Raw genomic sequence first — 24,035 nt, 5'->3', positions numbered from 1 at the left:
CAGGTGATCCTAGGGGCGTGCCCTAGGGTGGGAGTGTGCTGAAGATTGGGTTGACGGGCGGCATCGCGTCCGGGAAGTCACTGGTGGCTGCGCGCCTGCAGGAACGTGGCGCGGTCCTCGTGGATGCGGATGCCCTGGCGAGGGAAGTGGTGGAGCCGGGCACCGACGGCCTGGCCCGCGTGGCGGAAGAGTTTGGCAAGGAGATGCTCGACGGCGGCGGGCGGCTTGACCGCGCACGGCTCGGCGAGGCGGTGTTCGGCAACCCGGAGCGGCTCGCGGCGCTGAACGCCATCATCCATCCGCTGGTGCGTGCCCGCGCCGCTGCAATCACGGGAGCCGCACCCCATGATGCGGTGGTGGTCCAGGACATCCCCCTGCTGGTTGAGACAGGGCAGGGGAGCGCCTTCCACCTGGTCTTGGTGGTTGATGCCCCGGATGAGGTGCGGCTGCAGCGCATGCAGGAGCTGCGCGGCATGACAGGGGACGCAGCGCGCGCCCGGATGGCCGCCCAGGCCGCCCGCCAGGTCCGGCTTGCTGCGGCCGACGTCGTCCTGGACAACTCGGGGAGCGTCCAGCAACTGCTGGACCAGGTGGACCGGCTCTGGGACGACAGGCTGGTGCCCTTCGCCCGCAATCTCGCTGCGGGCCGGCGCGCCCCACGGGACGGCGCACCGGTCCTGCAGCCGCACCGGGACGAGTGGGCGCGGCAGGCGGACAGGATCGGCGCACGGATCATGGCGGCCGCCCCCGGGCTCGTCCTTGGCGTGGACCATATAGGCTCCACGTCCGTGCCGGGGCTGGCAGCCAAGGACGTGATCGACCTGCAGGTTGCGGTAGCCAGCCTGGGCGCCGCGGACAGCGCCGCGCCGCTGCTTGCGGCAGCCGGCTTTCCTCTGGTGCCGGAAGCGGGATCCGATACACCCAAGCCGGGCGAGCCGGACCCTGGCCAATGGCAGAAACGGTTCCACGCCAACGCCGACCCGGGCCGCACCGTGAACATCCACGTCCGCGTTGCCGGCTCGCCCGGGTGGCGCTACGCCCTGATGTTCCGGGACTGGCTGCGGAACGAACCCGCCGCGCTCAGCGACTACCAGGCGCACAAGGCAGGCCTCGCGGAACGTTTTGCCGGCCCGGACGGCACCAGGGCCTACGCTGAAGCCAAGGAACCCTGGTTCACCGACGCCGCCTGGCCCCGGATGTGTGCCTGGGCCGAGGCCAGCGGGTGGGCCCCGCCGTCGTACGGGTCCTGACGCTGCCGGCGCTTCATGAAACCGCACCTGCTGCATGTTCGCCCGTAACGGACTGGACCGGCCAGTGTCCGAGCCCGGCTGTAGATTAGATCCATGAGCCTTGCGCAGGATATCAACCGTGTTGTAGCGCCCTTCGAAGTCATCAGCGAGTTCAAGCCTGCCGGTGACCAGCCTGCCGCCATCGCCGAGCTGACGGAGCGGATCAACAACGGCGAGAAGGACGTGGTCCTGCTGGGCGCCACCGGTACCGGCAAGAGCGCCACCACCGCCTGGCTCATCGAACAGGTGCAGCGCCCCACCCTGGTGATGGTGCAGAACAAGACGCTCGCCGCGCAGCTGGCCAATGAGTTCCGCGAACTCCTGCCCAACAACGCGGTGGAATACTTCGTCTCGTACTACGACTACTACCAGCCGGAAGCGTACGTGCCGCAGACGGACACGTTCATCGAAAAGGACTCCTCCATCAACGAGGAAGTCGAACGGCTCCGCCACTCGGCCACCAACGCCCTGCTGACCCGGCGCGATGTCATCGTGGTGGCCACGGTCTCCTGCATCTACGGCCTGGGCACTCCCGAGGAATACATCGCCGGGATGGTCACCCTCCGCAAGGGCCAGGAGATGAACCGGGACGCACTGCTGCGCAAGTTCGTCTCCATGCAGTACGCCCGCAACGACATGGACTTCCACCGGGGTACCTTCCGCGTGCGCGGCGACACGGTGGAGATCATCCCCATGTACGAGGAACTGGCGCTGCGGATCGAGTTCTTCGGCGACGAGGTGGAGAACATCTACACCCTGCACCCCGTCACCGGTGAGGTGATCCGCGAGGAGACGGAGATGTACGTCTTCCCCGCCTCGCACTACGTGGCCGGGCCCGAACGGATGAGCCGTGCCATCAAGTCCATCGAGGATGAGCTGGCCGACCGGCTGGCGGTCCTGGAGGGCCAGAACAAGCTGGTGGAGGCCCAGCGCCTCCGCATGCGCACCACGTACGACCTCGAGATGATGCAGCAGATGGGGTTCTGCAACGGCATCGAAAACTATTCCCGGCACATCGACGGCCGCCCCGGCGGTTCCGCGCCGCACTGCCTCCTGGACTACTTCCCGGACGACTTCCTGCTGGTGGTGGACGAATCCCACGTCACCATCCCGCAGATCGGCGCCATGTACGAAGGCGACATGTCCCGCAAGCGCACCCTCGTGGACCACGGCTTCCGGCTGCCGTCCGCCATGGACAACCGCCCGCTGAAATGGGACGAGTTCCTGGAACGCATCGGCCAGACCGTCTACCTCTCGGCCACCCCCGGCAAATACGAACTGGGCAAGGCCGACGGCTTCGTCCAGCAGATCATCCGTCCCACGGGCCTGGTGGACCCGGAGGTCATCGTCAAACCCACGAAGGGCCAGATCGACGACCTCCTCGGCGAGATCCGCACCCGGGTGGAGAAGGACGAACGCGTCCTGGTCACCACGCTCACCAAGCGCATGGCCGAGGACCTCACCGACTACCTGCTGGGCCACGGCGTGAAGGTGGAGTACCTGCACTCGGACGTGGACACCCTGCGCCGTGTTGAGCTCCTGCGCGAACTGCGGCTGGGCAGCTTCGACGTCCTGGTGGGCATCAACCTGCTCCGCGAAGGCCTGGACCTGCCCGAGGTTTCCCTGGTCAGCATCCTGGACGCAGACAAAGAAGGCTTCCTGCGCTCCTCCACGTCGCTGATCCAGACCATTGGCCGAGCGGCCCGTAACGTGTCCGGCCAGGTGCACATGTACGCGGACCGCATCACCGACTCCATGGCCAGCGCCATCGACGAGACCAATCGGCGCCGCGCCATCCAGGTGGCCTACAACCAGGAACACGGCGTGGACCCGCAGCCGCTGCGCAAAAAGATCGCGGACATCACGGACCAGCTGGCCCGCGAGGATGCCGACACCGACGCGCTGTTGGGCAGTTTCGATTACGGCAAGGGCAAGCGCGGTATTACCGCGGCGGCCAAGCCCGGTGCCAAGGCCGCGAAGGGGGCCAAGAAGGGCGCTGCCATGGTACGGGCCGACGGCCTGGCAGCAGCCCCGGCCGAGGACCTGGTAGGCCTGATCGAACAACTCACCGAGCAGATGCACGGCGCAGCGGCCGAACTCCAGTTCGAGGTGGCGGCACGCATCCGTGACGAGGTCAGCGAACTGAAGAAGGAACTGCGCCAGATGCAGGCGGCGGGGCACGCCTAGGGCGCGCGGCCGCTGCCGCCTGGGGTACAGTTAACGGCACGTAGGGGAGTATCCCAAGCGCTACGATCGTCAACACGCAGGGCACAGTTGCCCCGCCGGGCGTAGCGGGCCGCCACATCAGCACCGAGTGCACAGGCAGGCCGGAGAGACTTACACCGCTTCTGTGTACCCTGCGAAAGGCTTACCCGTGCTCGATTTGCCCGTATGGTTTGAGGTCGGCTCATTTGTCGTCCTCGGCCTGATCCTCCTGACCGATCTCCTCCTGGTGGTCCGGCGCCCGCACGAACCCTCCATGAAGGAAGCCGGCCTGTGGGTGGCGTTCTACGTCTCCCTGGCCCTGGTGTTCGCGGGCGCAATGTTCGCTTTCACCGGCCCGGAGTTCGGCGGCCAGTTCGTGGCAGGCTGGGTCACCGAATACAGCCTCAGCATCGACAACCTGTTCGTCTTCATCATCATCATGGCCAGGTTCTCCGTGCCGCGGAAGTACCAGCAGGAAGTTCTGATGGTGGGCATCATCATCGCGCTGATCCTGCGCGGCATCTTCATCCTGCTCGGCGCCATGGTCATTGAACAGTTCAGCTGGGTCTTCTACATCTTCGGCGCCTTCCTGCTGTGGACCGCCTGGAAGCAGGCCCAGGACGAAGGCGAAGAGGAAGAGGACCGGGAGAACCCGCTGATCGCCAGGATCCGCAAGGTCATCCCCATGTCGGAGAAGTTCGACGGCGGAAAGCTCCGCACCACGGTGAACGGCAAGAAGGTCTTCACCCCCATGGTGATCGTCTTCATCACCATCGGCCTCACGGACCTGCTCTTCGCGGTGGACTCGATTCCCGCCATCTTCGGCCTCACCCAAAGCCCGTTCATCGTCTTCACCGCCAACCTGTTCGCACTGATGGGCCTGCGGCAGCTGTACTTCCTGCTGGGCGGCCTGATGAACCGGCTCATCTACCTGAAGCACGCACTGTCCTTCATCCTTGCTTTCATCGGCGTCAAGCTGGTCCTGCACGCCATGCACGTCAACGAACTGCCGTTCATCAACGGCGGCAAGCACATCGAATGGGCGCCTGAGATTCCCACCTTCGTGTCCCTTGCGGTCATCGTGGGTACCATCGTCATCGCCGTGATCGCCAGCCTGGTCAGCTCCAAGGCCCAAACGTCGAAGATCGATCCACGCCTCGAGGAAGACGCCCGGAAGAGCCACAGCGACATCGACTAACGGGCACGCACCCCTGCCATCTGAGGGGATCCCGGCCGCCCGCGCGGCCGGGATTTCCTGTTTAAAAACCCTCTTCTGGTGGTGGCCGGTGAGGACTAGGCTCGTCCCATGGCCCGCACACTTGCGAAGGAACAGGGCGTGCGCCAGGTGCAGCGGCGCACCGTGGTGCTCCTGGGCGCAGCCCAGGTGTTCGGCGGGATCGGGACGGGAGCAACCGTCTCGATCGGGTCCATCCTTGCCGTTGAGCTTTCGGGCTCCACGGCGTGGGCCGGTGCGGTAGCCACGGTGATGACGCTGGGAGCTGCTGCAGCCGCGTTGCCGTTGGCCGCACTTGCCGACCGCCGCGGTCGCCGCACCGGCCAGGTGGTCGGGCTCTCGGCCGCGCTGGCGGGGACCGTGCTCATGGTGCTCGCTGTGGTGTCCGGGCTCTTCATCCTGCTGCTCCTGGGCGCGGCAGGCATCGGCATCGGAACGGCCGCCAGCCTGCAGGCGCGCTTCGCCGCCGTCGACCTCGCTGTTGCCGAGCACCGGGGCCGGGCGCTGTCCGCCGTCGTCTGGGCGATGACCGTGGGCGCCGTGGCGGGCCCCAACCTGATCCAGCCCGGCGCCGCTGTGGGAACAGCCCTCGGACTTCCCCCTGTGGCGGGTCCGTTCGTCATTGCCGCCGCCGGGCTTGTCGTGGCAACCGTGCTTCTGTTTGCCGGCCTTCGCCCGGATCCGCTCCTGCTGGCGCGCGAGCTCGCCGCCAGGGGTGCGCCGCCGCTGGAGGTGCGCGCGGCCGGGACGTCCCCCGCCCTGGAAGCCGCCGCGGGCACGCCGGGCACGCCGGGGACCGCCGGGTCGTTGGTCCGGGGCCTGCACTCCATCAGGGACTCGCAAACCGCACTGCTGGCCGTCACTGCCGTGGTCGCAGCCCATGCCGTGATGGTCGGGGTGATGTCCATGACGCCCCTGCACCTGCAGCACCTGGTGGAAGGTCCTGCAGCTTCCCACACCGGCCACGTCGCCGCAGGGGACGTCCTGGTCATCATCGGCTTCACCATCTCGCTGCATATCGCGGGGATGTTCGCCCTGTCCCCGGCCATGGGGTGGCTGACCGACAGGGCCGGCAAGATCGAGACCATCATGATCGGGTTCGCCGTACTGGTCCTTGCGGCAGCGGTCGCCGGGTTCGGGCAGGGCGCAACGCCCGCCGTGGCCGTCGGCCTGGTGTTGCTGGGCATGGGCTGGTCAGCCGCCACCATCTCAGGGTCCACCCTGCTGGCCGAAAGCGTCGGCCAGGAAGCGCGGGTGGCCGTGCAGGGCGTGTCCGACATGCTGATGGGTGCGGCCGGGGCCATCGGCGGCGCCGTTTCCGGAGTCGTCCTGGGGTGGATCGGCTACCTTGGCCTGAACCTGCTCGGCGGAACCATCGGGAGCGCCGTACTTGCAGCGGCATTCCTGACGCGAACGGCGCACCGCCGGTCAGCGGCCGCCTGACCTGGCCATTCCCAGGAGACGGGCGAAGATCCGTTCACCGTCGTCGGCGATGCCATCGTGGTGGAAGTCGGCCGTTTCCCAGACCTGCAGTCCCCGGACAGCCGATGCCGTCTGCAGGGACAGGTCCCGGTCAACGTAGATGTCGTCCGTGTAGACCGCTGCGGCTACCGGAACGCGGTTGGCTGCCAGCCGTTGCGGGTCATAAAGCGGCTTCCAGTCGTCCTTCGCGGCGAGGAGCGCGGCCACTTCACGCAGCGGCTGAAGGGCCGGGTCCTGCTCGAAGTACCACGGGTAGACCATCTCGCCGGTGAGCAGCAGGGGATCGGCATCGGGGCGGAACTCCGGGTACTCCTGGAGTACGCGCCAGGCGGACCAGCCGGTGGCTCCTCCCTGCCCGTAGATGGACTCATGCATCAGCGCGTAGAGGGGATTGGAGCGCCGGGAGACGATGCCCTGGAGCTGCTCCAGGAACGGGTCCGAAAGCCGGGTGCCGGCCGCGGTCTCCACGAAGGCATCCTCCAGGAGGTAGTGGAGGCTGTCCACCCGGGTGTTGCCGCCCAGGAACGCGCCCAGCATCTGGAAGCGCTCCACCGTGAGGGGTGAGCCGTCGGGCAGGACCTCCGGGGCGGACCGCAGATGCGCCGCGATCCGATCAACAGTTGTCCGGTCCTCCGGATACCAGCCGAAGTACTCGGCGTTACGGGCCGCCACCCGCCGGAACGTGGCCCGGTAGACACGGTCCGCACCACCGGTGAGCGGTGGCAGGCCGCCGGTGATCAGCGCCTCCCGCACGCCCTCCGGCGCGAAGGAAAGGTAGCTCAGGGCGCAGAAGCCCCCGTAGCTCTGGCCGTAGATGGTCCAGGCCGGCGAACCGAGTGCCGTGCGGATCAGCTCGGCGTCCGCCACAATCGAATCCGCCCGGAAGTGTTCCAGGTAGGCGGCCTGTTCGGCTGCAGATCCACGAAGGGGCAGGGTAGTGCGGTCAACCGGGGTGGAAAGGCCGGTACCGCGCTGGTCCAGCATCAGGACGCGGAAGTCCTGGGCCGCGGCTTTGCCCCAGCCGCCCAGGGAACCCCACCTGTTCCCCCGGCCACCTGGACCACCCTGCAGGAAGAGGAGCCAGGGCAGGCGCGCCGCGGCTTCCTCGCTGTGGTTCGCGGACACGTACTCGCGGGCGAAGACGGTGATGGTCTCCCCGGAACCGTCCCGGGGCGCCCAATGGTCCAGGGGGACCGTGAAGTAGTGTTCCACCGTCCGCATTCCCCGGAACCCATGCCTTGCCCGGACCTCATGCCCTGCCGCAGGGAGGAGTGCGGGCAGCCCCGTCCTAGCCACGGGCGGCCGCGGGTACAGGACCGCCGAACTGTTCCAGCGCGTCGCCGGTCAGGCGGAAGGTGGACCAGCCGTCCATGGGGCGGGCGCCCAGGCTGCGGTAGAAGTTGATGGATGGTTCATTCCAGTCCAGGACACTCCACTCCACCCGTGCATAGCCGTTGGCCACGGCGATCCCGGCGAGGTGCTGCAGCAGTGCCTTGCCATGCCCCTCGCCGCGGGCCTCCGGGCTGACGTAGAGGTCCTCGAGGTAGATGCCGTGCACGCCCTCCCACGTGGAGTAGTTCAGGAACCACAGCGCAAAGCCCTGGACTTCGCCTGCGGCGTTTTCGGCCATGGCCGCGAACACGCGGGGGTTTTCGCCGAACAGCACCTGTTCCAGCATCCCGGGGGTGTTCCGGACGGCGTCGGGTTCCTTTTCGTAGTGGGCCAGTTCGTGGATCATCCGGAGGATGGCGGGGACGTCCTGCCGGGTTGCGGGGCGGATAACACTCATTGTCCGAGCTTACCGCCGGTGCCGGTTCAGAGCCGGTTCACGTCCGTCACCCGCACCACGGCGGTTCCGGTGGCGTCGGATTCCGCCAGGTCCACCTCCGCCGAGATGCCCCAGTCGTGGTTCCCGGCCGGGTCGTCGAAGATCTGCCGTACCTTCCAGGTGCCGCCTGCTTCGGTGATGATCAGCAGGCCCGGACCGCGCGCGTCCGGACCGGTGCCGATGTCGTCGTGCTCGTCGAAGTAGTCGTCCAGCGCATCTTCCCAACGGTCTGCGTCCCAGCCCGAGCCGCCGTCGAGCTCTCCCAGCGCCGCGGCGTCCTCGTCGGCGAACAATTCCACGCGGCGGAACATCTCGTTGCGCACCATCACCCGGAAGGCCCGGATGTTGGAGGTAAGCGACGGCGGGGGAGGCGGCGGTGCGTCGTGCGGGGTGGGTGCCGCCCCGGAGGCCAGTTCCTCCCATTCGTCCAGGAGGCTGGAATCCACCTGGCGCACCAGCTCGCCGAGCCAGGCTGTCAGGTCCGCGAGGTCCTCCCGGAGCATGTCCTGCGGCACGGTCTGCCGCAGGGCCTTGAAGGCGTCCGCAAGGTACCGCAGCACGATGCCCTCGGAGCGCGCCAGCCCGTAGAACTGGACGAACTCGCCAAAGTTCATGGCCCGTTCGTACATGTCGCGGACCACCGATTTCGGGGCAAGTTCGAAGTCGCCCACCCACGGGGCAGCCTTCCGGTACACCTCGAACGCTTCCCCCAGGATCTCCGCCAGCGGCTGCGGGTAGGTGACCTCCTCCAGCATGGCCATCCGCTGGTCGTAGTCGATCCCGTCCGCCTTCATCGCGGCCACCGCTTCGCCGCGTGCCTTCTTCTGCTGGGCGGAGAGGATCTGCCGCGGCTTCTCGAGCGTGGCCTCGATCACGGACACCACGTCCAGCGCGTACGACGGCGACTCCGGGTCAAGGAGCTCCAGTGCGGCAAGTGCGAAGGGGGAGAGCGGCTGGTTCAGGGCGAAGTTCGGCTGCAGGTGGACGGTCAGCCGGACAGTGCGGCCGTCAGCCCCCTGCTCGCCGGCGGGAATCCGTTCGATGACTTCGGCGGCCAGCAGTTCCCGGTAGATGCCCAGTGCCTTCTTCATCAGGCGCAGCTGGGAAGGGCGCGGCTCGTGGTTTTCGGTCAGCAGGCGGCGGGCAGCCGTGAACGGGTCGCCCGGGCGCTCCATCAGGTTCATCAGCATGGCGTGCGTCACGGTGAAGCTTGAGTTCAGCGGGTCGGGGACCGACTCCACCAGCCGCTTGAACGTCGGTTCCCCCCAGGACACGAAACCTTCCGGCGGCTTCTTCTTCACCACTTGGCGCAGCTTCTTCTGGTCGTCGCCAAACTTTGCGGTGGCCTTCGCCATCGCCTTGACATTCTCGATCACGTGCTCGGGCGCCTGCACCACCACCGTCCCGGCGGTGTCGTAGCCCGCCCGCCCCGCGCGGCCGGCAATCTGGTGGAACTCCCTGGAGTTCAGCAGCCGGGTGCGTACGCCGTCGTACTTGCTCAACGCCGTGAGCAGCACCGTCCGGATGGGCACGTTGATGCCCACGCCCAGCGTGTCAGTGCCGCAGATGACCTTCAGCAGCCCCGCCTGCGCCAGCTGCTCCACGAGCCGGCGGTACTTGGGCAGCATGCCCGCGTGGTGAACGCCGATCCCGTGCCGCACCAGCCTGTTGAGCGTCTTGCCGAAGCCGGCCGCGAAGCGGAAGTTGGCAATCAGCTCGGCAATCCGGTCCTTCTCCTCCCTGGTGCACATGTTGATGCTCATCAGGTTCTGCGCACGGTCGATGGCTTCGATCTGGCTGAAATGCACCACATAAACCGGCACCTGCCGGGTGGACAGCAACTCCTCGAGCGTCTCGTGCACGGGAGTCTGGTGGTAGTAGTAATGCAGCGGGATGGGCCGCTCGGCGGAACTGACCGTGGTGGTGGGGCGGCCGGTGAGCGAGGTGAGCCCCTCTTCGAACCGCGATACGTCGCCCAGGGTGGCGGACATCAGCAGGAACTGTGCCTGGGGAAGCTCCAGCAGGGGCACCTGCCACGCCCAGCCGCGCTGCGGATCCGAGTAGAAATGGAACTCGTCCATGATGACTGCGCCAAGCTCCGCCGCCGACCCCTCGCGGAGGGCAATGTTTGCCAGGATTTCGGCGGTGCAGCAGATGATGGGGGCGTCCTGGTTGACCCCGGAGTCGCCCGTGATCATGCCGACGTTCTCCGCGCCGAAGATATCGCACAGGGCAAAGAACTTCTCCGACACCAGTGCTTTAATCGGGGCGGTGTAATAGCTGCGCCGGCCGAGGGCCATGGCCTGGAAGTGCGCGGCGATGGCCACCAGCGATTTTCCCGACCCCGTGGGCGTGGCCAGGATAACGTTGGCCCCCGTTGCCAGCTCCATGATTGCCTCGTCCTGGGCCGGGTACAGTGACAGCCCCCGGCTTTCCGTCCACTCCACGAACCGGGTGTAGAGGTCGTCAGGGTCGACGGCGGCGGAAACGTTCCGGGCGGGCAGATCAGTCAGCTGGTCAACGAGTTTCATTGGTTTCCAGCTTAGTGCCCGGTGCCAGGCATACCCGACCGGCCGCGTTAGGCTACGGCAGTACCTGCCAAACGCGCCGGAAAGTGGAGAAATTGATGAAATGGGACCCCGCCAAGTATGTGCAGTTCGGTGACTACCGGGACCGGCCCTTCTTCGACCTCACCGGCCGGATCCGTGTGGAAAAGCCTGGCCTGGTGGTTGACCTGGGCTGCGGTCCGGGCAATCTGACAGCAACGCTGGCCCGCCGCTGGCCCGGCGCCGAGGTGGTGGGAGTGGATTCCTCGGCCGAGATGTTGGCAAGGGCGGCGGCGGTGGCCGGGGACGTACCGTCCCTGCGTTTCGAGCTTGCTGATATCGCCGGCTGGATGCCCTCGCCGGAGACGGATGTTGTGGTCAGTAACGCGGCGCTGCAGTGGGTTCCCCGCCATCTGGAGCTGATGCGGGCCTGGCTGGCCGCGCTCCGGCCAGGGGCATGGTTCGCCATGCAGGTTCCCGGGAACTTCAACGCCCCCTCGCATGCCCTGATGCGGCAGCTGGCCTCCTCGGACCGGTGGGCTGCGAAGCTGGGCGGAATACTGCGCGGCGGGGAATCGGTGGGCGAGCCGGCCGATTACCTTGGGATCCTGCTCGACGCCGGATTCGCGGCGGATACGTGGGAGTCCAGCTACCAGCAGGTCCTGCCGGGCCCGGACCCGGTGCTGGAATGGGTCCGGGGGACAGCGCTGCGCCCGGTTTTGGCCGCCCTGCCGGCTGAGGACGGCGCCGCCTTCGAAAGCGAGTATGCGGCCGTCCTCCGGGAGGCCTATCCGGCGGGTCCCCACGGCACGGTTTATCCTTTCCGGCGCATCTTCGCAGTGGGGCGGAAGCAGGGGTGAAGGGTTTTACCGCCGGCTTTTCCAACGCCGTCAAAGGCTGTGACAGCAGCCGAAAGTGATCTGGCCTACAATGACGCCAAAGCTTTAGGGTCAAGCCGCCGGCCCTCTCTTCGGCTATGGCATGTACGGGGGGTATTTTGCTGGTCGGACTCATGAGGCGGCTGCTGGAAGGCCAAGGGCTCCGCGTCGGCGCCATCGTTCTTCTGCAGTTGGTCCAGGCGGCAGCGAACCTCCTGCTGCCCACGGTGAACGCGGCGATCATCGACGACGGCATCGTGGCCGGCGATACCGAAGTCATCACACGCCTCGGCGCGCTCATGGCCGTCATTGCGGCCGTGCAGGCTGCATCGGCGGTCGCCGCCGGCTACCTCGGCGCGCTGCTCGCCATGCGGATCGGGCGCCGCCTCCGGGCGGATATCTTCACCAAGGTCCAGTCGCTGTCCTCGCAGGACGTGGCACTCTTCGGGACCCAAAGCCTGACCACCCGTGCCACCAACGATGCCCAGCAAGTGCAGGCGTTCGCCGTGCTGGTCTTCACCATGCTGGTTGCCGGCCCTGCCATGGGCGTGGGCGGAGTCATCCTTGCCTTGCAGCAGGACGTGGCATTGTCCGTCGTCGTTATTGTCATCGTGCCCGTGCTCCTGCTCATCATGTACCTGATCGTCCGCCGGCTGATCCCGCTGTACCGGGAGGGCCAGGACCTGCTCGACCGCGCTGGCGGAATCCTCCGCGAGCAGATCATCGGGGTGGATGTCATCCGGGCCTTCGTCCGCCAGGAGCACGAAGTGCGGCGCTTCGCCCGGACCAATGCGGGGTTGACGGCAAACAACCTGCAGTCCGCGCTGCTGGTGGCCGCGATGCTGCCGATGATCATGCTGGTGGTCAACATCAGCTCCGTGGCCATCGTCTGGTTCGGCGGCCATCGCATCCAGGCAGGCCAGATGAACCTGGGGGCGCTGACGGCCTTCATCGCGTACATCATGCAGATCCTGCTGGCCATCATGATGGCCATGTACGTCCTGATGACTGCGCCGCGTGCCGCCGTCTGCGCCGAACGGATCCAGGCGGTCCTGGATACAGAGCCATCGGTCCAGGACACTGCGGCCGGGAGCGCTGCGGCGTATGCAGCCACGCTGCCGTCAGACGATTCCAATCGGGCAGTACAGGTGGAATTCAAGGGGGTCGGTTTTTCCTACCCGGGGGCTGAGGCGCCTGTCCTGGCGGACATCAGCTTCACGGCCGCGCCGGGGACCACCACCGCGATCGTGGGTGCCACCGGCAGCGGGAAGACAACGCTGCTGAACCTGATCCCACGGTTCCTCGACCCCACCGAGGGCAGCATCACCCTGGCCGGCCGGGACATCCGCGACCTGCCCCTGGACCACCTGCGGGGGTCCATGGCCGTCGTGCCCCAGCACTCCCATCTCTTCACCGGCACCATCGCGGACAACCTCCGGATGGCCGCGCCCGACGCAACGGACGAGGAACTCTGGGCTGCATTGGAAACGGCCCAGACCATGCGGTTCATGCGCGACCTGCCGCTCGGGCTCGCCACCCCGGTAGGACAGGGGGGAGCGAGCCTGTCCGGAGGGCAACGCCAGAGGCTGTGCATCGCCCGGGCACTGCTCCGCGATGCGCCCCTCTACCTCTTCGACGACAGTTTCTCCGCGCTCGATTACGACACCGATACCCGGCTCAGGTCCGCCCTGGCCCCACGGCTCGGCAGCGCCACGGTCATCATTGTCGCGGAACGCATTTCCGCCGTGGAGGGGGCAGACCTCATCCTGGTGCTCGACGACGGCCGCCTTCTGGCGCAGGGAACGCACCAGGACCTGTTGGCGGCTTCCCCCACCTACCGGGAAATCGCCGAATCACAGCTTGTGCTGGACGGCCCCCTGTGACGGCTTCGGAGGCAGCCGGGGCAACAGCGCCGGGCAGGTTCTGGCCCACGGCGCGAAGGCTGCTCGGCCTGCTGCGCCCCTTTCGGGCCCGGATGCTGGGAGCCGTCGGCGCCACGTGCGCCTTCGCGGGCCTTAATGTGGCCGCCCCGAAGTTCCTGGGCGACGCTACCGACGTCGTGGTGGACGGCGTCCTCCAGGGCACGCTGGATCAACGGCTTGGAATTCTGCTGGCAGCCGTGGCGGTGATGTATATCTTCGCTTCCCTCTTTAACTGGGTGCAGGGCGCACTGACAGCCCATGCCGTGCAAGGGCTGATGTACGGCCTTCGGGCCTCCGTTGAGGACAAACTCCACCGCCTGCCCTCGACCTACTTCCGCGAACGGTCCCGCGGGGACGTCCTGAGCCGTGCCACGAACGACGTCGACAACATCGCCCAGGCCTTGAACCAGGTCCTGACGCAGCTGATCGTGGCGTTCCTGATGCTGACCGGATCCCTGGCCATGATGCTGTGGATTTCACCGCTCCTGGCTGCCATCGCCGTCGCCATCGTCCCCGTCTCGACCTGGATCACCGTTCTGGTGGCACGCCGGTCCGCGGAACACTTCGCCAGGCAGTGGAAGGAAACCGGCGAACTCAATGCACACGTCGAGGAGTTCATCAGCGGCCATGAAGTCATCAAAGCCTTCGGCCGGCAGGCCCAGGCCGCGGAGGTCTTCAGCCAGAGCAACCGTCGACTGGCGCGGGCGGCAGGCACCGCGCAATACTCGGCCGGGGTGGTCCAGCCGCTGATGGTGCTGATGTCCAACCTGAACTACATTGCGGTGGCAGTCGTCGGGGCCCTCCAGGTCATCGCGGGAGCCATGACCATCGGCGGCGTCCAGGCCTTCATCCAGTTCAGCAGGCTGTTCACGCAACCGGTGGGGCAGATCGGCGGGCTGCTCAATGTCATGCAGTCCTGTGCCGCCTCCGCGGCCCGGGTCTTTGCCCTGCTGGACGCGCAGGAGGATCCGCCGGAGCCGGCGGAAGCCCCGTCCGCAGCCCCACTGGGCGGACCCATCGTCTTCGAGGACGTGTCGTTCAGCTATCCGGGCTCGGTCCCCGCCGTCCGCAACCTCACCTTCACCGTCGAGCCCGGCCAGGCTGTCGCCATCGTCGGCCATACCGGAGCCGGCAAGAGCACGGTTGTGAACCTGCTCATGCGCTTCCTGCAGCCGGGATCAGGGCGGATCACCATGGGCGGGACCGACATCGCAGCCATACCCCGGGACCGGCTGCGCGGACAGTTCGGCGTCGTCCTCCAGGACGCGTGGCTGTTTGCCGGCAGTATCCGCGACAACATTGCTTACGGGCTTCCCGGCGCGTCCGAGCAAGCCATCGTCGCCGCCGCGGAAACCAGCCATGCCGACCGCTTTATCCGGTCGCTGCCCCACGGGTACGGGACAGTACTGGAAAATGGGGGCGAACCGCTCAGCCAGGGCCAGCGGCAACTGCTTACCATTGCCAGGGCGCAACTGGCCGGCCGGGACGTGCTGATCCTCGATGAAGCCACGAGCTCTGTCGACTCCAGGACGGAGTTGCTGATCCGCCAGGCCATGCGCCGGCTCCAGGAAGGCCGCACCAGCTTCATGATCGCCCACCGTTTGTCCACGGTTCGGAACGCTGATCTAATTCTCGTCATGGACCATGGACGCATCGTGGAGCAGGGAACGCATGAAAGCCTCCTGGCCGCCAACAGCTATTACGCCCGGCTCTACAACGCGCAGTTCTCGGCCCGTCCTGGCAGGGCCGGCGTCCTGGAGGCGGGACTGTGAACCCCGCCGCTGACTTCCCCGGCACCTGGCGGCCCAATCCCGCCAGCAGCGTTGCGCTGTTCGAGCAGTTGAGGCTCCAGGTCATCCACCTTGCCGACAACGGGGCGCTGCCGCCCGGCACCCGGCTTCCTGCCGTGCGGGCGCTGGCCGGACAGCTTGATGTAGCCCCGCACACGGTGGCGCGGGCGTACAAGGAACTTGAAGCGGCAGGCGTCGTGGCAACCCGGGGCCGGAACGGGACGGTGGTCTGTGCCCGCGACGAGCGGTTGGGCGGCCTCTCCGAGGCCGCGGCAGCCTACGCCGCTGTCGCCAAATCGCAGGGGGCAACCTTCGCCGAGGCGGTGAAGCTGCTGGCTGCCGCCTACGATGTTCCCTGAGGGCGGAACCGTCAGTGTTCGAAAAAGTTTTCGATTAGCATAATGGGGTGCCTAAAGCCGTAGCTGAAGAAACTCCTGCCCCCTCCGCGTCCTTCGCCGTCGCCTCTGCTGCCGCCCCGCAGCGGCCGGACCTTTCCCGCCTCGTGGTGAAGGGGGCGCGGGAGCACAACCTGCGCAACGTGGACCTCGACCTTCCGCGCGACGCCATGATCGTCTTCACGGGCCTCTCCGGATCCGGTAAGTCTTCACTGGCGTTCGACACCATCTTCGCCGAGGGCCAGCGGCGGTATGTTGAATCGCTCTCCGCCTACGCCCGGCAGTTCCTGGGCCAGGTGGACAAGCCGGACGTCGACTTCATTGAAGGCCTGTCGCCGGCTGTTTCCATCGACCAGAAATCCACCAGCAAGAACCCGCGGTCAACGGTGGGCACCATCACCGAAATCTACGACTACATGCGCCTGCTGTGGGCGCGCGTGGGGCGCCCGCACTGTCCCGTCTGCGGCGAGCCGGTGTCCAAGCAGACACCGCAGCAGATCGTCGACCAGCTGCTCGAGCTGGACGAGGGTACCCGCTTCCAGGTCCTGGCCCCGGTGGTGCGCGGACGCAAGGGCGAGTTCGTGGACCTCTTCAAGGAGCTCACCGCCAAGGGTTACTCCCGGGCAAGGGTCGACGGCGAGCTGGTCCAGCTGAGCGATCCGCCCAAGCTGGGGAAGCAGTTCAAGCACACCATCGAGGTGGTGGTGGACCGCCTGGTGGTCAAGGAAGGCATCAGCCAGCGGCTGACCGACTCCATCGAGACGGCCCTTGGCCTCGCCGAGGGCCGGGTCCTGGCCGAATTCGTGGACGTCGACGCAGATGCGCCGGAACGGATCCGGGCGTTCTCGGAAAACCTTGCCTGCCCCAACGAGCATCCCCTCGCCATCGACGAGATCGAGCCGCGCTCCTTCTCCTTCAACAACCCCTTCGGCGCCTGCGCCGCCTGCAGCGGAATCGGCACCCGCCTTGAAGTGGACGAGGAACTCATCGTCCCCAACCCGGAACTGTCCTTGTCCGAGGGCGCCATCGCCCCCTGGTCGATGGGCACGGCCACCACCGAATACTGGAACCGGCTGCTGGAGGGCCTCGCCAAGGAAGTGGGCTTCTCCATGTCCACCCCCTGGGAGAAGCTGGGCAAGGATGTCCGGCAGACCATCCTGCACGGCAAGGACCACAAGGTGGTGGTGCAGTACCGCAACCGGTTCGGCCGGGAACGCAAGTACAGCACCGGCTTCGAGGGCGCCATCCAGTACGTCCACCGCAAGCACGGCGAGACCGACTCCGACTGGGCCCGCGACCGCTACGAGGAGTACATGCGGCAGGTTCCCTGCCCGGCCTGCAACGGCGCCAGGCTCAACCCGGCGTCGCTGTCGGTCCTGATCAACGGCAAGTCCATCGCCGAAGTCGCGGCACTGCCCATGCGGGACTGCGCGGAATTCCTGAACAACCTGGTACTGACAGGCCGCGAAGCCCAGATCGCCCACCAGGTCCTCAAGGAGATCCAGGCGCGGCTGACCTTCCTCCTCGACGTCGGCCTGGAATACCTGAACCTGGAGCGGCCCTCCGCCACCCTGTCCGGCGGCGAGGCGCAGCGTATCCGGCTGGCCACCCAAATCGGGTCCGGCCTGGTAGGTGTGCTCTATGTCCTCGACGAGCCGTCCATCGGGCTGCACCAGCGCGACAACCGCCGCCTGATCGAAACCCTCACCCGGCTGCGCGATATGGGCAACACGCTCATCGTCGTCGAGCACGACGAGGACACCATCCACGTCGCGGACTGGGTGGTCGACATCGGGCCAGGTGCCGGCGAGCACGGCGGCCAAGTGGTCCACTCCGGACCGTACAAGGAGCTGCTGGAGAACCGGGAATCACTGACCGGTGACTACTTGTCCGGACGCAAGGCCATCGAAGTCCCCAAGAAGCGCCGCAAATACGACAAGAAGCGCGAAATCAAGGTGGTGGGCGCGAGGGAGAACAACCTCCTGAACGTCGACGCCGCCTTCCCGCTGGGACTCTTCACCGCCGTCACCGGCGTCAGCGGTTCCGGCAAGTCCACCTTGGTCAACGAGATCCTCTACAAGGTGCTGGCCAACAAGCTCAACGGCGCCAAGCAGGTGGCCGGCCGCCACAAGACCGTGCAGGGACTGGAACACCTGGACAAGGTGGTCCACGTGGACCAGAGCCCCATCGGGCGGACTCCGCGGTCCAACCCGGCCACCTACACGGGCGTGTTCGACAACATCCGCAAGCTCTTCGCCGAGACCACCGAGGCAAAGGTCCGCGGCTACCTCCCGGGCCGGTTCTCCTTCAACGTCAAGGGCGGCCGATGTGAGGCGTGTTCCGGCGACGGCACGCTGAAGATCGAGATGAACTTCCTTCCGGACGTGTACGTGCCATGCGAAGTCTGCCATGGCGCGCGCTACAACCGGGAAACCCTGGAGGTGCACTACAAGGGCAAGACCATCGCCGACGTCCTCAACATGCCCATCGAGGAAGGCGCCGAATTCTTCGCCGCGTTCTCGCCGATCGCACGGCACCTGAAGACCCTGGTGGACGTGGGCCTGGGCTATGTCCGGCTGGGCCAGCCGGCCACCACCCTGTCCGGGGGCGAGGCGCAGCGCGTCAAGCTGGCCGCGGAACTGCAGAAGCGCTCCAACGGCCGCAGCATCTACGTCCTGGACGAGCCCACCACGGGCCTGCACTTCGAGGACATCCGCAAACTCCTCATGGTCCTGCAGGGGCTGGTGGACAAGGGCAACACCGTGATCACCATCGAGCACAACCTGGATGTCATCAAGAGTGCGGACTGGATCGTGGACCTTGGCCCGGACGGCGGCTCGGGAGGTGGCCAGATCGTGGCGGCCGGAACCCCGGAACAGGTTGCCGGCTCGGACACGAGCCACACAGGGAAGTTTCTGGCCGAAATCCTGCGCTGACCAGCATCGGGATCCGGACCGAAATATTCCCCTCCGGGAATGCGAGTTTCAGGCACTGCTGGTGTCATGAGAAACTAACCCGGTGACTTCAACAACAGTGCCCGTGATCTTTGACCTGGACGGCACTCTTGTCGATCCGGCCGGCGGAATTACAGATGGCATCGCGGCGGCCCTGCGCGAACTGGGCCTCCCGGTTCCCGGCCAGGAACTCCTCGATTCAATGATCGGCCCCAAATTGAGCGACTCGCTGCTCAATGTGGCGAAGGTCCCGGCGGACCGCCTGGCAGAGGTGGTCCGTCTGTACCGGGAATATTACGTGGCCACCGGCATCGCGCAGAGCAGGCTGTACCCGGGCATCAGGGAAGTCCTCGAGTCTTTCTCGGCCGCCGGCCGCCCTGTCGCGGTCGCCACCCAGAAGCCGCAGCGGCTGGCCCGTACCGTCCTGGCTCACCACGGTATTGACGAATTCTTCCATGGCATCCACGGCTCCGCGGACGACGAAACGGCAGTCGAAGGCGTCCCGCTGGGCAAAACCCAGATTATCGCCGCGGCGCTCAGGGACCTGGACACCCAGCACGCCATCATGGTGGGGGACCGCGCCCAGGATGTTTCCGGCGCCATTGCCAACGGACTGGACTGCATCGGGGTCGTCTGGGGCTTTGCTCCCGACGGGGAATTGGAAGATGCCGGATCCTTCGCCGTCGTCAACGACGCCAGGGAACTGCTCACGGTCATCGACCGGCTCCAGGCCATCCACTTCGCTGCCATGAGCGGGGTGAGCAACGATGGAAATGTTTGATGTTGTCCGCTGGACCACCCGCAACCTGATCTCCGGCACCTGCCGGCCCACCGTCGTCGGGCTCGAAAACGTCCCCGCCGACGGCCCCTTCATCGTGGCCCCCAACCACCTGTCCTTCTTTGACAGCGTCATCGTGCAGGCACTCATGCCACGGCCGGTGGCGTTCTTTGCCAAAGCGGAGTACTTCACCACCGGCGGCGTCAAAGGCAAAGTCATGAAGGCCTTTTTCGAATCCGTAGGATCCATCCCAGTGGAGCGCGGTGAACAGGCCGCCAGCGTCCAGGCGCTCAAGACGCTGCTGGACATCCTCGAGGCCGGCCGCGGCATCGGCATCTACCCGGAAGGCACCAGGTCCAGGGACGGCATCCTGTACCGCGGACGGACCGGCGTCGGCTGGCTTGCCCTCACCACCGGTGCGCCTGTGATTCCGGTGGGCCTGATCGGCACGGAAAAACTCCAGCGTGCCGGCGAAAAGGGGGTCAAACCCCAGCACTTCACCATGAAGGTGGGGGAGCCGCTGTACTTCGACAAAACCGGCCCCGACCACTCCCTGCCCGCCCGCCGCGAGGTCACGGACCGCATCATGGATGCCATCGCCGCCCTCAGCGGCCAGGAGCGTTCAGGCAGCTACAACCAGAGCAAGTCCGTCGACTGACCCGGCCGGCGGCACCGGCCCGTGCAATGACACCGGCAGCGCCTCAGTAGACTGGACAGGTGGCAAATCCAGCAAGTTACCGCCCGAAGACCGGTGAAATCCCCACCAATCCGGGCGTCTACCGGTTCCGTGATCCGCACGGCCGGGTCATCTATGTAGGCAAGGCCAAAAGCCTCCGGTCCCGGCTGAACTCCTACTTCGCCAACCCCGCCGGGCTGCTGCCCAAGACCTACGCCATGGTCCACGCTGCGAGCAGCGTGGAATGGACCGTGGTGGGCAGCGAACTGGAGTCGCTGCAGCTCGAATACACCTGGATCAAGGAATTCAAGCCACGCTTCAACGTCGTCTTCCGCGACGACAAGACGTACCCCTACCTTGCCGTGACCATGGGGGAGAAGTACCCCAGGGTCCAGGTCATGCGGGGGGACAAGCGGAAGGGAACCCGCTATTTCGGCCCGTACACCGCCGGGGCCATCCGGGAAACCATGGACACCCTGCTGCGGGTCTTTCCCGTGCGCAGCTGCAGTCCCGGCGTCTTCAAGCGGGCCGAAGCCAGCGGCCGCCCCTGCCTGCTGGGCTACATCGACAAGTGCTCGGCACCCTGCGTGGGCAGGATCTCCCCGGCGGACCACCGGGCCCTGGCAGAGGATTTCTGTGCCTTCATGGGCGGCGAGGCCAAGCGCTTCATCGCCAAGCTGGAAAAGCAGATGGCCGAGGCCGTGGCGGAGCTTGACTACGAACGCGCTGCCCGCCTCCGCGATGACATCACCGCCCTGCGGAAGGTCTTTGAACGCAACGCGGTGGTGCTGGCAGAGGACACCGACGCCGACGTCTTCGCCCTGCACGAGGACGAGCTCGAGGCGGCAGTCCAGGTCTTCCACGTCCGCGGTGGCCGGATCCGCGGGCAGCGGGGCTGGGTAGTGGAAAAGGTGGAGGACTTCTCCACCCCGGACCTGGTGGAGCACCTCCTGCAGCAGGTTTATGGCGAGGACGGCGACACCCACGGCCGGCTGCCCCGCGAGGTCCTGGTGCCGGTGGCGCCCAGCAACGCCGAAGACCTCGCCAAATGGCTGGGCGGCATCCGTGGCGCCAAGGTGGACATCAGGGTTCCCCAGCGTGGCGACAAGGCGGCGTTGATGTCCACGGTGCGCGAAAATGCAGAGCACGCACTCAAGCTGCACAAGACCCGCCGGGCCGGGGACATCACGGTGCGGTCCCAGGCGCTCCAGGAACTGCAGGAAGCGCTTGACCTGCCCGTGCCGCTCCTGCGGATCGAGTGCTTCGACGTCTCGCACGTGCAGGGTACCAACGTGGTGGCATCCATGGTGGTGGTGGAGGACGGGCTGCCGAAGAAGTCCGACTACCGGAAGTTCTCCATCACCGGACCGGCCGCCGCCGACGATACGGCGGCCATGCACGACGTCCTTACCAGGCGGTTCCGGCATTACCTCCAGGACAAGTCCGCACAGGTGGATGAATCCGCCCTCTCATCCGGCCCCGTCGCGGCGGCTGGGGAAGATGCCGCGCTGGACACCACCACGCCGGCTCCGAAGGCAAAGTTCGCCTACCCGCCCAACCTGGTGGTGGTGGACGGCGGCCAGCCCCAGGTGAACGCCGCGGCCCGCGCCCTCAGGGACCTGGGCGTTGACGACGTCTACGTGGTGGGCCTGGCCAAGCGGCTGGAGGAAGTCTGGCTGCCCGACAGCGACTTTCCGGTCATCCTGCCGCGGACGTCCCAGGGGCTGTACCTGCTGCAGCGGATCCGCGACGAGGCACACCGCTTCGCCATCACATTCCACCGCCAAAAGCGCGGCAAGGCCATGACGGTCTCGGCCCTGGATGCCGTGCCGGGTCTGGGTTCGTCCAAGCGCAAGGCCCTGCTGTCGCACTTCGGCTCCGTCAAGGGCGTGAAGGCCGCCACCGCGGAGGAGCTCTCGCAGGCGAAGGGGATCGGCCCCGCACTGGCCAGTGCCATCGTGAACCACTTTGCCGGCGACGGTCCGGAGGCGGCGCTGCCGGCGATCAACATGACCACCGGCGAAATCATCGAAACTTAGCTAGGGTAAAGGACGGGGTTGGGGCCGGTGCGGCCGCCCCGCGACGACAAGGGAAACGGGGCGGACTTGATGGCAGACACGACGGCGGAATCCGGAGCAGGGGAGGACGGGCTGGAGCCGGTCAAACCGCTCGAAGCGGAGCTGCTGGTGGTCACCGGAATGTCCGGCGCCGGGCGGAGCACCGCCGCCGACGCGCTCGAGGACCACGGCTGGTACGTCGTGGAGAACCTGCCCCCGCAAATGCTGGGCACCCTGGCCGAGCTGGTTTCGCACGCCCCGCAGTCGATTCCCCGGCTGGCGGTGGTCATCGACGTCCGCAGCAAGGGCCTCTTCGCCGACATCCGCTCCGCCCTGGGGGCACTGGCCGCCAGCGGGGTGACCTTCCGCGTACTGTTCCTGGACGCCAGCGACAACGTGCTGGTCCGGCGCTTCGAACAGGGCCGGCGCCCGCACCCGCTGCAGGGCGGCGGGCGGATCCTCGACGGCATCGCCGCTGAACGTGAACTGCTGCAGGAACTGCGCGACAGCTCCGACGTCGTCCTGGACACCTCCAACTACAACGTCCACGGCCTCGCCACGGCCATCACCGAACTGTTCAGCGAAACAGGTCCTGTCGCCCTCCGGCTCAATGTCATGAGCTTCGGCTTCAAATACGGCCTGCCCGTGGACGCCAACTACGTTGCGGACGTCCGGTTCATCCCCAACCCGCACTGGGTGCCGCAACTGCGGCCGCAGACCGGGCTGGACAAGGACGTCAGCGACTATGTGCTGGAAGCCGAAGGCGTGAAGAGCTTCGTGGACCGCTACGTGCTGGCGCTCGAGCCTGTCCTGGAGGGCTACCGCCGGGAAAACAAGCACTACGCCACCATCGCCGTGGGCTGCACGGGCGGCAAGCACCGCTCCGTCGCGGTCGCCGTCGAACTTTCCAAGAAGCTGGCCCAGTACCCGCGGGTCACGGTGACCACCGCTCACCGGGACCTGGGCCGCGAGTAATGGCGCTGTTCACCGGTGCCCTGCCCCTGGTGCCGCCCGCCGCCGGATCGGCACCGGGCCAGCAGGACAAGGGCCCCAACGTTGTTGCCCTGGGCGGCGGGCATGGGCTGTCGGCATCGCTTTCCGCGCTGCGCCTGCTCACCTCCGAGCTCACCGCAGTGGTCACGGTGGCGGACGACGGCGGCTCGTCGGGGCGTCTGCGCGAAGAGTACGGCGTCCTGCCGCCGGGTGACCTCCGGATGGCGCTGTCGGCGCTGTGCGATGACACCGACTGGGGGCGCACCTGGCGGGACGTCATGCAGCACAGGTTCCGCCCCGGCAAAGGCCCCGGCGGCTCCCTGGACGAACATGCCATGGGCAACCTGCTCATCGTCACCCTGTGGGAACTGCTCGGCGACACCGTCGCCGGCCTTCGATGGGCCGGTGCGCTGCTGGGCGCACGCGGCCAGGTTCTGCCCATGTCCACGGTCCCGCTCACCATCGAAGGCGACGTCCGGGTGACAGCACCGGACGGCGCCACCGCGGTGCAGACCATCCGGGGGCAGGCCCGCTGTGCCGTGGCCGGCTCGCTGGAAGAGGTGCGGCTCCTGCCCAAGGCCGCCCCCGCCTGCGTCGAAGCCCTGACGGCGATCGAACTGGCGGACTGGGTCATCCTGGGCCCCGGCTCGTGGTACACATCGGTCCTGCCCCACCTGCTCCTGCCCGAAATGCGGCAAGCCCTGTGCAGCACTCCTGCGAAGCGCTGCCTGACCATGAACCTGGCCACGGACACGAAGGAAACCAGCGGGATGACCGCCGCCGACCATCTGCACGTCCTGCGACGGTACGCGCCGGAGTTCAGCGTCGACGTCGTGCTCGCCGACCCCGCGTCCGTCCCGGACCGGCAGGAGTTCGAGGAGGCGGCCGGGATGATCGGCGCCGAGGTGGTCTTGGGTAAAGTAGGGGCGTCAGGGCGCCGCCCCGTCCACGAGCCGCTGCGGCTGGCGACGGCGTACCAGGACATTTTCGGGAACAGTTAGGAAGGTG

The 24,035-nt window shown here is 66.9% G+C and carries 17 protein-coding genes; 14 read left to right on the top strand and 3 right to left on the bottom strand.

Features of this window, described 5'->3' with window-relative positions; translation table 11 throughout:
* Nucleotides 1–35: 35 nt before the first annotated feature.
* From coaE to AC3IMC_RS11835, 4 genes are all read left to right on the top strand, one after another.
* A complete protein-coding gene (gene coaE / locus AC3IMC_RS11850) occupies nucleotides 36–1,250 on the top strand; it encodes a dephospho-CoA kinase (RefSeq protein WP_490918752.1) in 1,215 nt (404 codons plus the stop codon).
* Nucleotides 1,251–1,343: 93 nt separating this feature from the next.
* A complete protein-coding gene (gene uvrB / locus AC3IMC_RS11845; protein ID WP_490918751.1) occupies nucleotides 1,344–3,476 on the top strand; it encodes an excinuclease ABC subunit UvrB in 2,133 nt (710 codons plus the stop codon).
* 187 nt (nucleotides 3,477–3,663) lie between these two features.
* Nucleotides 3,664–4,692 carry a TerC family protein gene (locus AC3IMC_RS11840; RefSeq protein ID WP_490918750.1) on the top strand — a complete coding sequence of 343 codons (1,029 nt, stop codon included), beginning with the start codon at nucleotides 3,664–3,666 and terminating at the stop codon, nucleotides 4,690–4,692.
* Nucleotides 4,693–4,800: 108 nt separating this feature from the next.
* Nucleotides 4,801–6,171: an MFS transporter gene (locus AC3IMC_RS11835; RefSeq protein ID WP_490918749.1), complete on the top strand. Its 1,371-nt coding sequence runs from the start codon at nucleotides 4,801–4,803 to the stop codon at nucleotides 6,169–6,171.
* On the opposite strand, the gene AC3IMC_RS11830 is transcribed toward AC3IMC_RS11835, so the two are convergent.
* From AC3IMC_RS11830 to AC3IMC_RS11820, 3 genes are all read right to left on the bottom strand, one after another.
* Complete coding sequence (locus AC3IMC_RS11830; protein ID WP_490918748.1) at nucleotides 6,157–7,431, bottom strand: alpha/beta fold hydrolase; 1,275 nt, start codon at nucleotides 7,429–7,431, stop codon at nucleotides 6,157–6,159. The genes AC3IMC_RS11835 and AC3IMC_RS11830 overlap by 15 nt on opposite strands.
* A 67-nt stretch (nucleotides 7,432–7,498) precedes the next feature.
* Nucleotides 7,499–7,999 carry a GNAT family N-acetyltransferase gene (locus AC3IMC_RS11825; RefSeq protein ID WP_490918747.1) on the bottom strand — a complete coding sequence of 167 codons (501 nt, stop codon included), beginning with the start codon at nucleotides 7,997–7,999 and terminating at the stop codon, nucleotides 7,499–7,501.
* Nucleotides 8,000–8,025: 26 nt separating this feature from the next.
* Nucleotides 8,026–10,569 carry a DEAD/DEAH box helicase gene (locus tag AC3IMC_RS11820; RefSeq protein ID WP_490918746.1) on the bottom strand — a complete coding sequence of 848 codons (2,544 nt, stop codon included), beginning with the start codon at nucleotides 10,567–10,569 and terminating at the stop codon, nucleotides 8,026–8,028.
* A 95-nt stretch (nucleotides 10,570–10,664) separates the two neighbouring features.
* Between AC3IMC_RS11820 and AC3IMC_RS11815 the strand changes: the two genes are divergently transcribed.
* The 10 genes from AC3IMC_RS11815 to AC3IMC_RS11770 all read left to right on the top strand — a co-directional run bounded on the left by AC3IMC_RS11815 (nucleotide 10,665) and on the right by AC3IMC_RS11770 (nucleotide 24,028).
* Nucleotides 10,665–11,444 carry a trans-aconitate 2-methyltransferase gene (locus AC3IMC_RS11815; protein ID WP_490918745.1) on the top strand — a complete coding sequence of 260 codons (780 nt, stop codon included), beginning with the start codon at nucleotides 10,665–10,667 and terminating at the stop codon, nucleotides 11,442–11,444.
* Nucleotides 11,445–11,596: 152 nt separating this feature from the next.
* Entirely contained in the window at nucleotides 11,597–13,345 is a 1,749-nt protein-coding gene (locus AC3IMC_RS11810) for an ABC transporter ATP-binding protein (RefSeq protein ID WP_490918744.1), read from the top strand.
* A 92-nt stretch (nucleotides 13,346–13,437) separates the two neighbouring features.
* Nucleotides 13,438–15,156 (top strand): ABC transporter ATP-binding protein, encoded by a 1,719-nt coding sequence (locus tag AC3IMC_RS11805; protein ID WP_490918913.1) that lies wholly within the window; start codon nucleotides 13,438–13,440, stop codon nucleotides 15,154–15,156.
* Complete coding sequence (locus AC3IMC_RS11800; RefSeq protein ID WP_490918743.1) at nucleotides 15,153–15,533, top strand: GntR family transcriptional regulator; 381 nt, start codon at nucleotides 15,153–15,155, stop codon at nucleotides 15,531–15,533. Before AC3IMC_RS11805 ends, AC3IMC_RS11800 begins: the two co-directional genes overlap by 4 nt.
* 47 nt (nucleotides 15,534–15,580) lie before the next feature.
* Entirely contained in the window at nucleotides 15,581–18,505 is a 2,925-nt protein-coding gene (gene uvrA, locus AC3IMC_RS11795; RefSeq protein WP_490918742.1) for an excinuclease ABC subunit UvrA, read from the top strand.
* Nucleotides 18,506–18,587: 82 nt separating this feature from the next.
* Nucleotides 18,588–19,304 (top strand): HAD hydrolase-like protein, encoded by a 717-nt coding sequence (locus AC3IMC_RS11790; RefSeq protein ID WP_490918741.1) that lies wholly within the window; start codon nucleotides 18,588–18,590, stop codon nucleotides 19,302–19,304.
* Nucleotides 19,291–19,959: a lysophospholipid acyltransferase family protein gene (locus tag AC3IMC_RS11785; RefSeq protein WP_490918740.1), complete on the top strand. Its 669-nt coding sequence runs from the start codon at nucleotides 19,291–19,293 to the stop codon at nucleotides 19,957–19,959. The genes AC3IMC_RS11790 and AC3IMC_RS11785 overlap by 14 nt, the downstream gene beginning before the upstream one ends.
* Before the next feature lie 59 nt (nucleotides 19,960–20,018).
* Entirely contained in the window at nucleotides 20,019–22,016 is a 1,998-nt protein-coding gene (gene uvrC, locus AC3IMC_RS11780; protein WP_490918739.1) for an excinuclease ABC subunit UvrC, read from the top strand.
* Between the two features lie 69 nt (nucleotides 22,017–22,085).
* The gene (gene rapZ / locus AC3IMC_RS11775; protein ID WP_221385646.1) at nucleotides 22,086–23,009 is read left to right on the top strand and encodes an RNase adapter RapZ; all 924 of its coding nucleotides are present in this window, start codon (nucleotides 22,086–22,088) and stop codon (nucleotides 23,007–23,009) included.
* Nucleotides 23,009–24,028: a gluconeogenesis factor YvcK family protein gene (locus AC3IMC_RS11770; RefSeq protein WP_490918738.1), complete on the top strand. Its 1,020-nt coding sequence runs from the start codon at nucleotides 23,009–23,011 to the stop codon at nucleotides 24,026–24,028. Before rapZ ends, AC3IMC_RS11770 begins: the two co-directional genes overlap by 1 nt.
* The last annotated feature ends 7 nt before the right edge of the window (nucleotides 24,029–24,035 follow it).

The organism is Arthrobacter sp. E70 (genome assembly GCF_058266945.1).
This window is presented reverse-complemented; position numbering and strand designations above follow the sequence as displayed.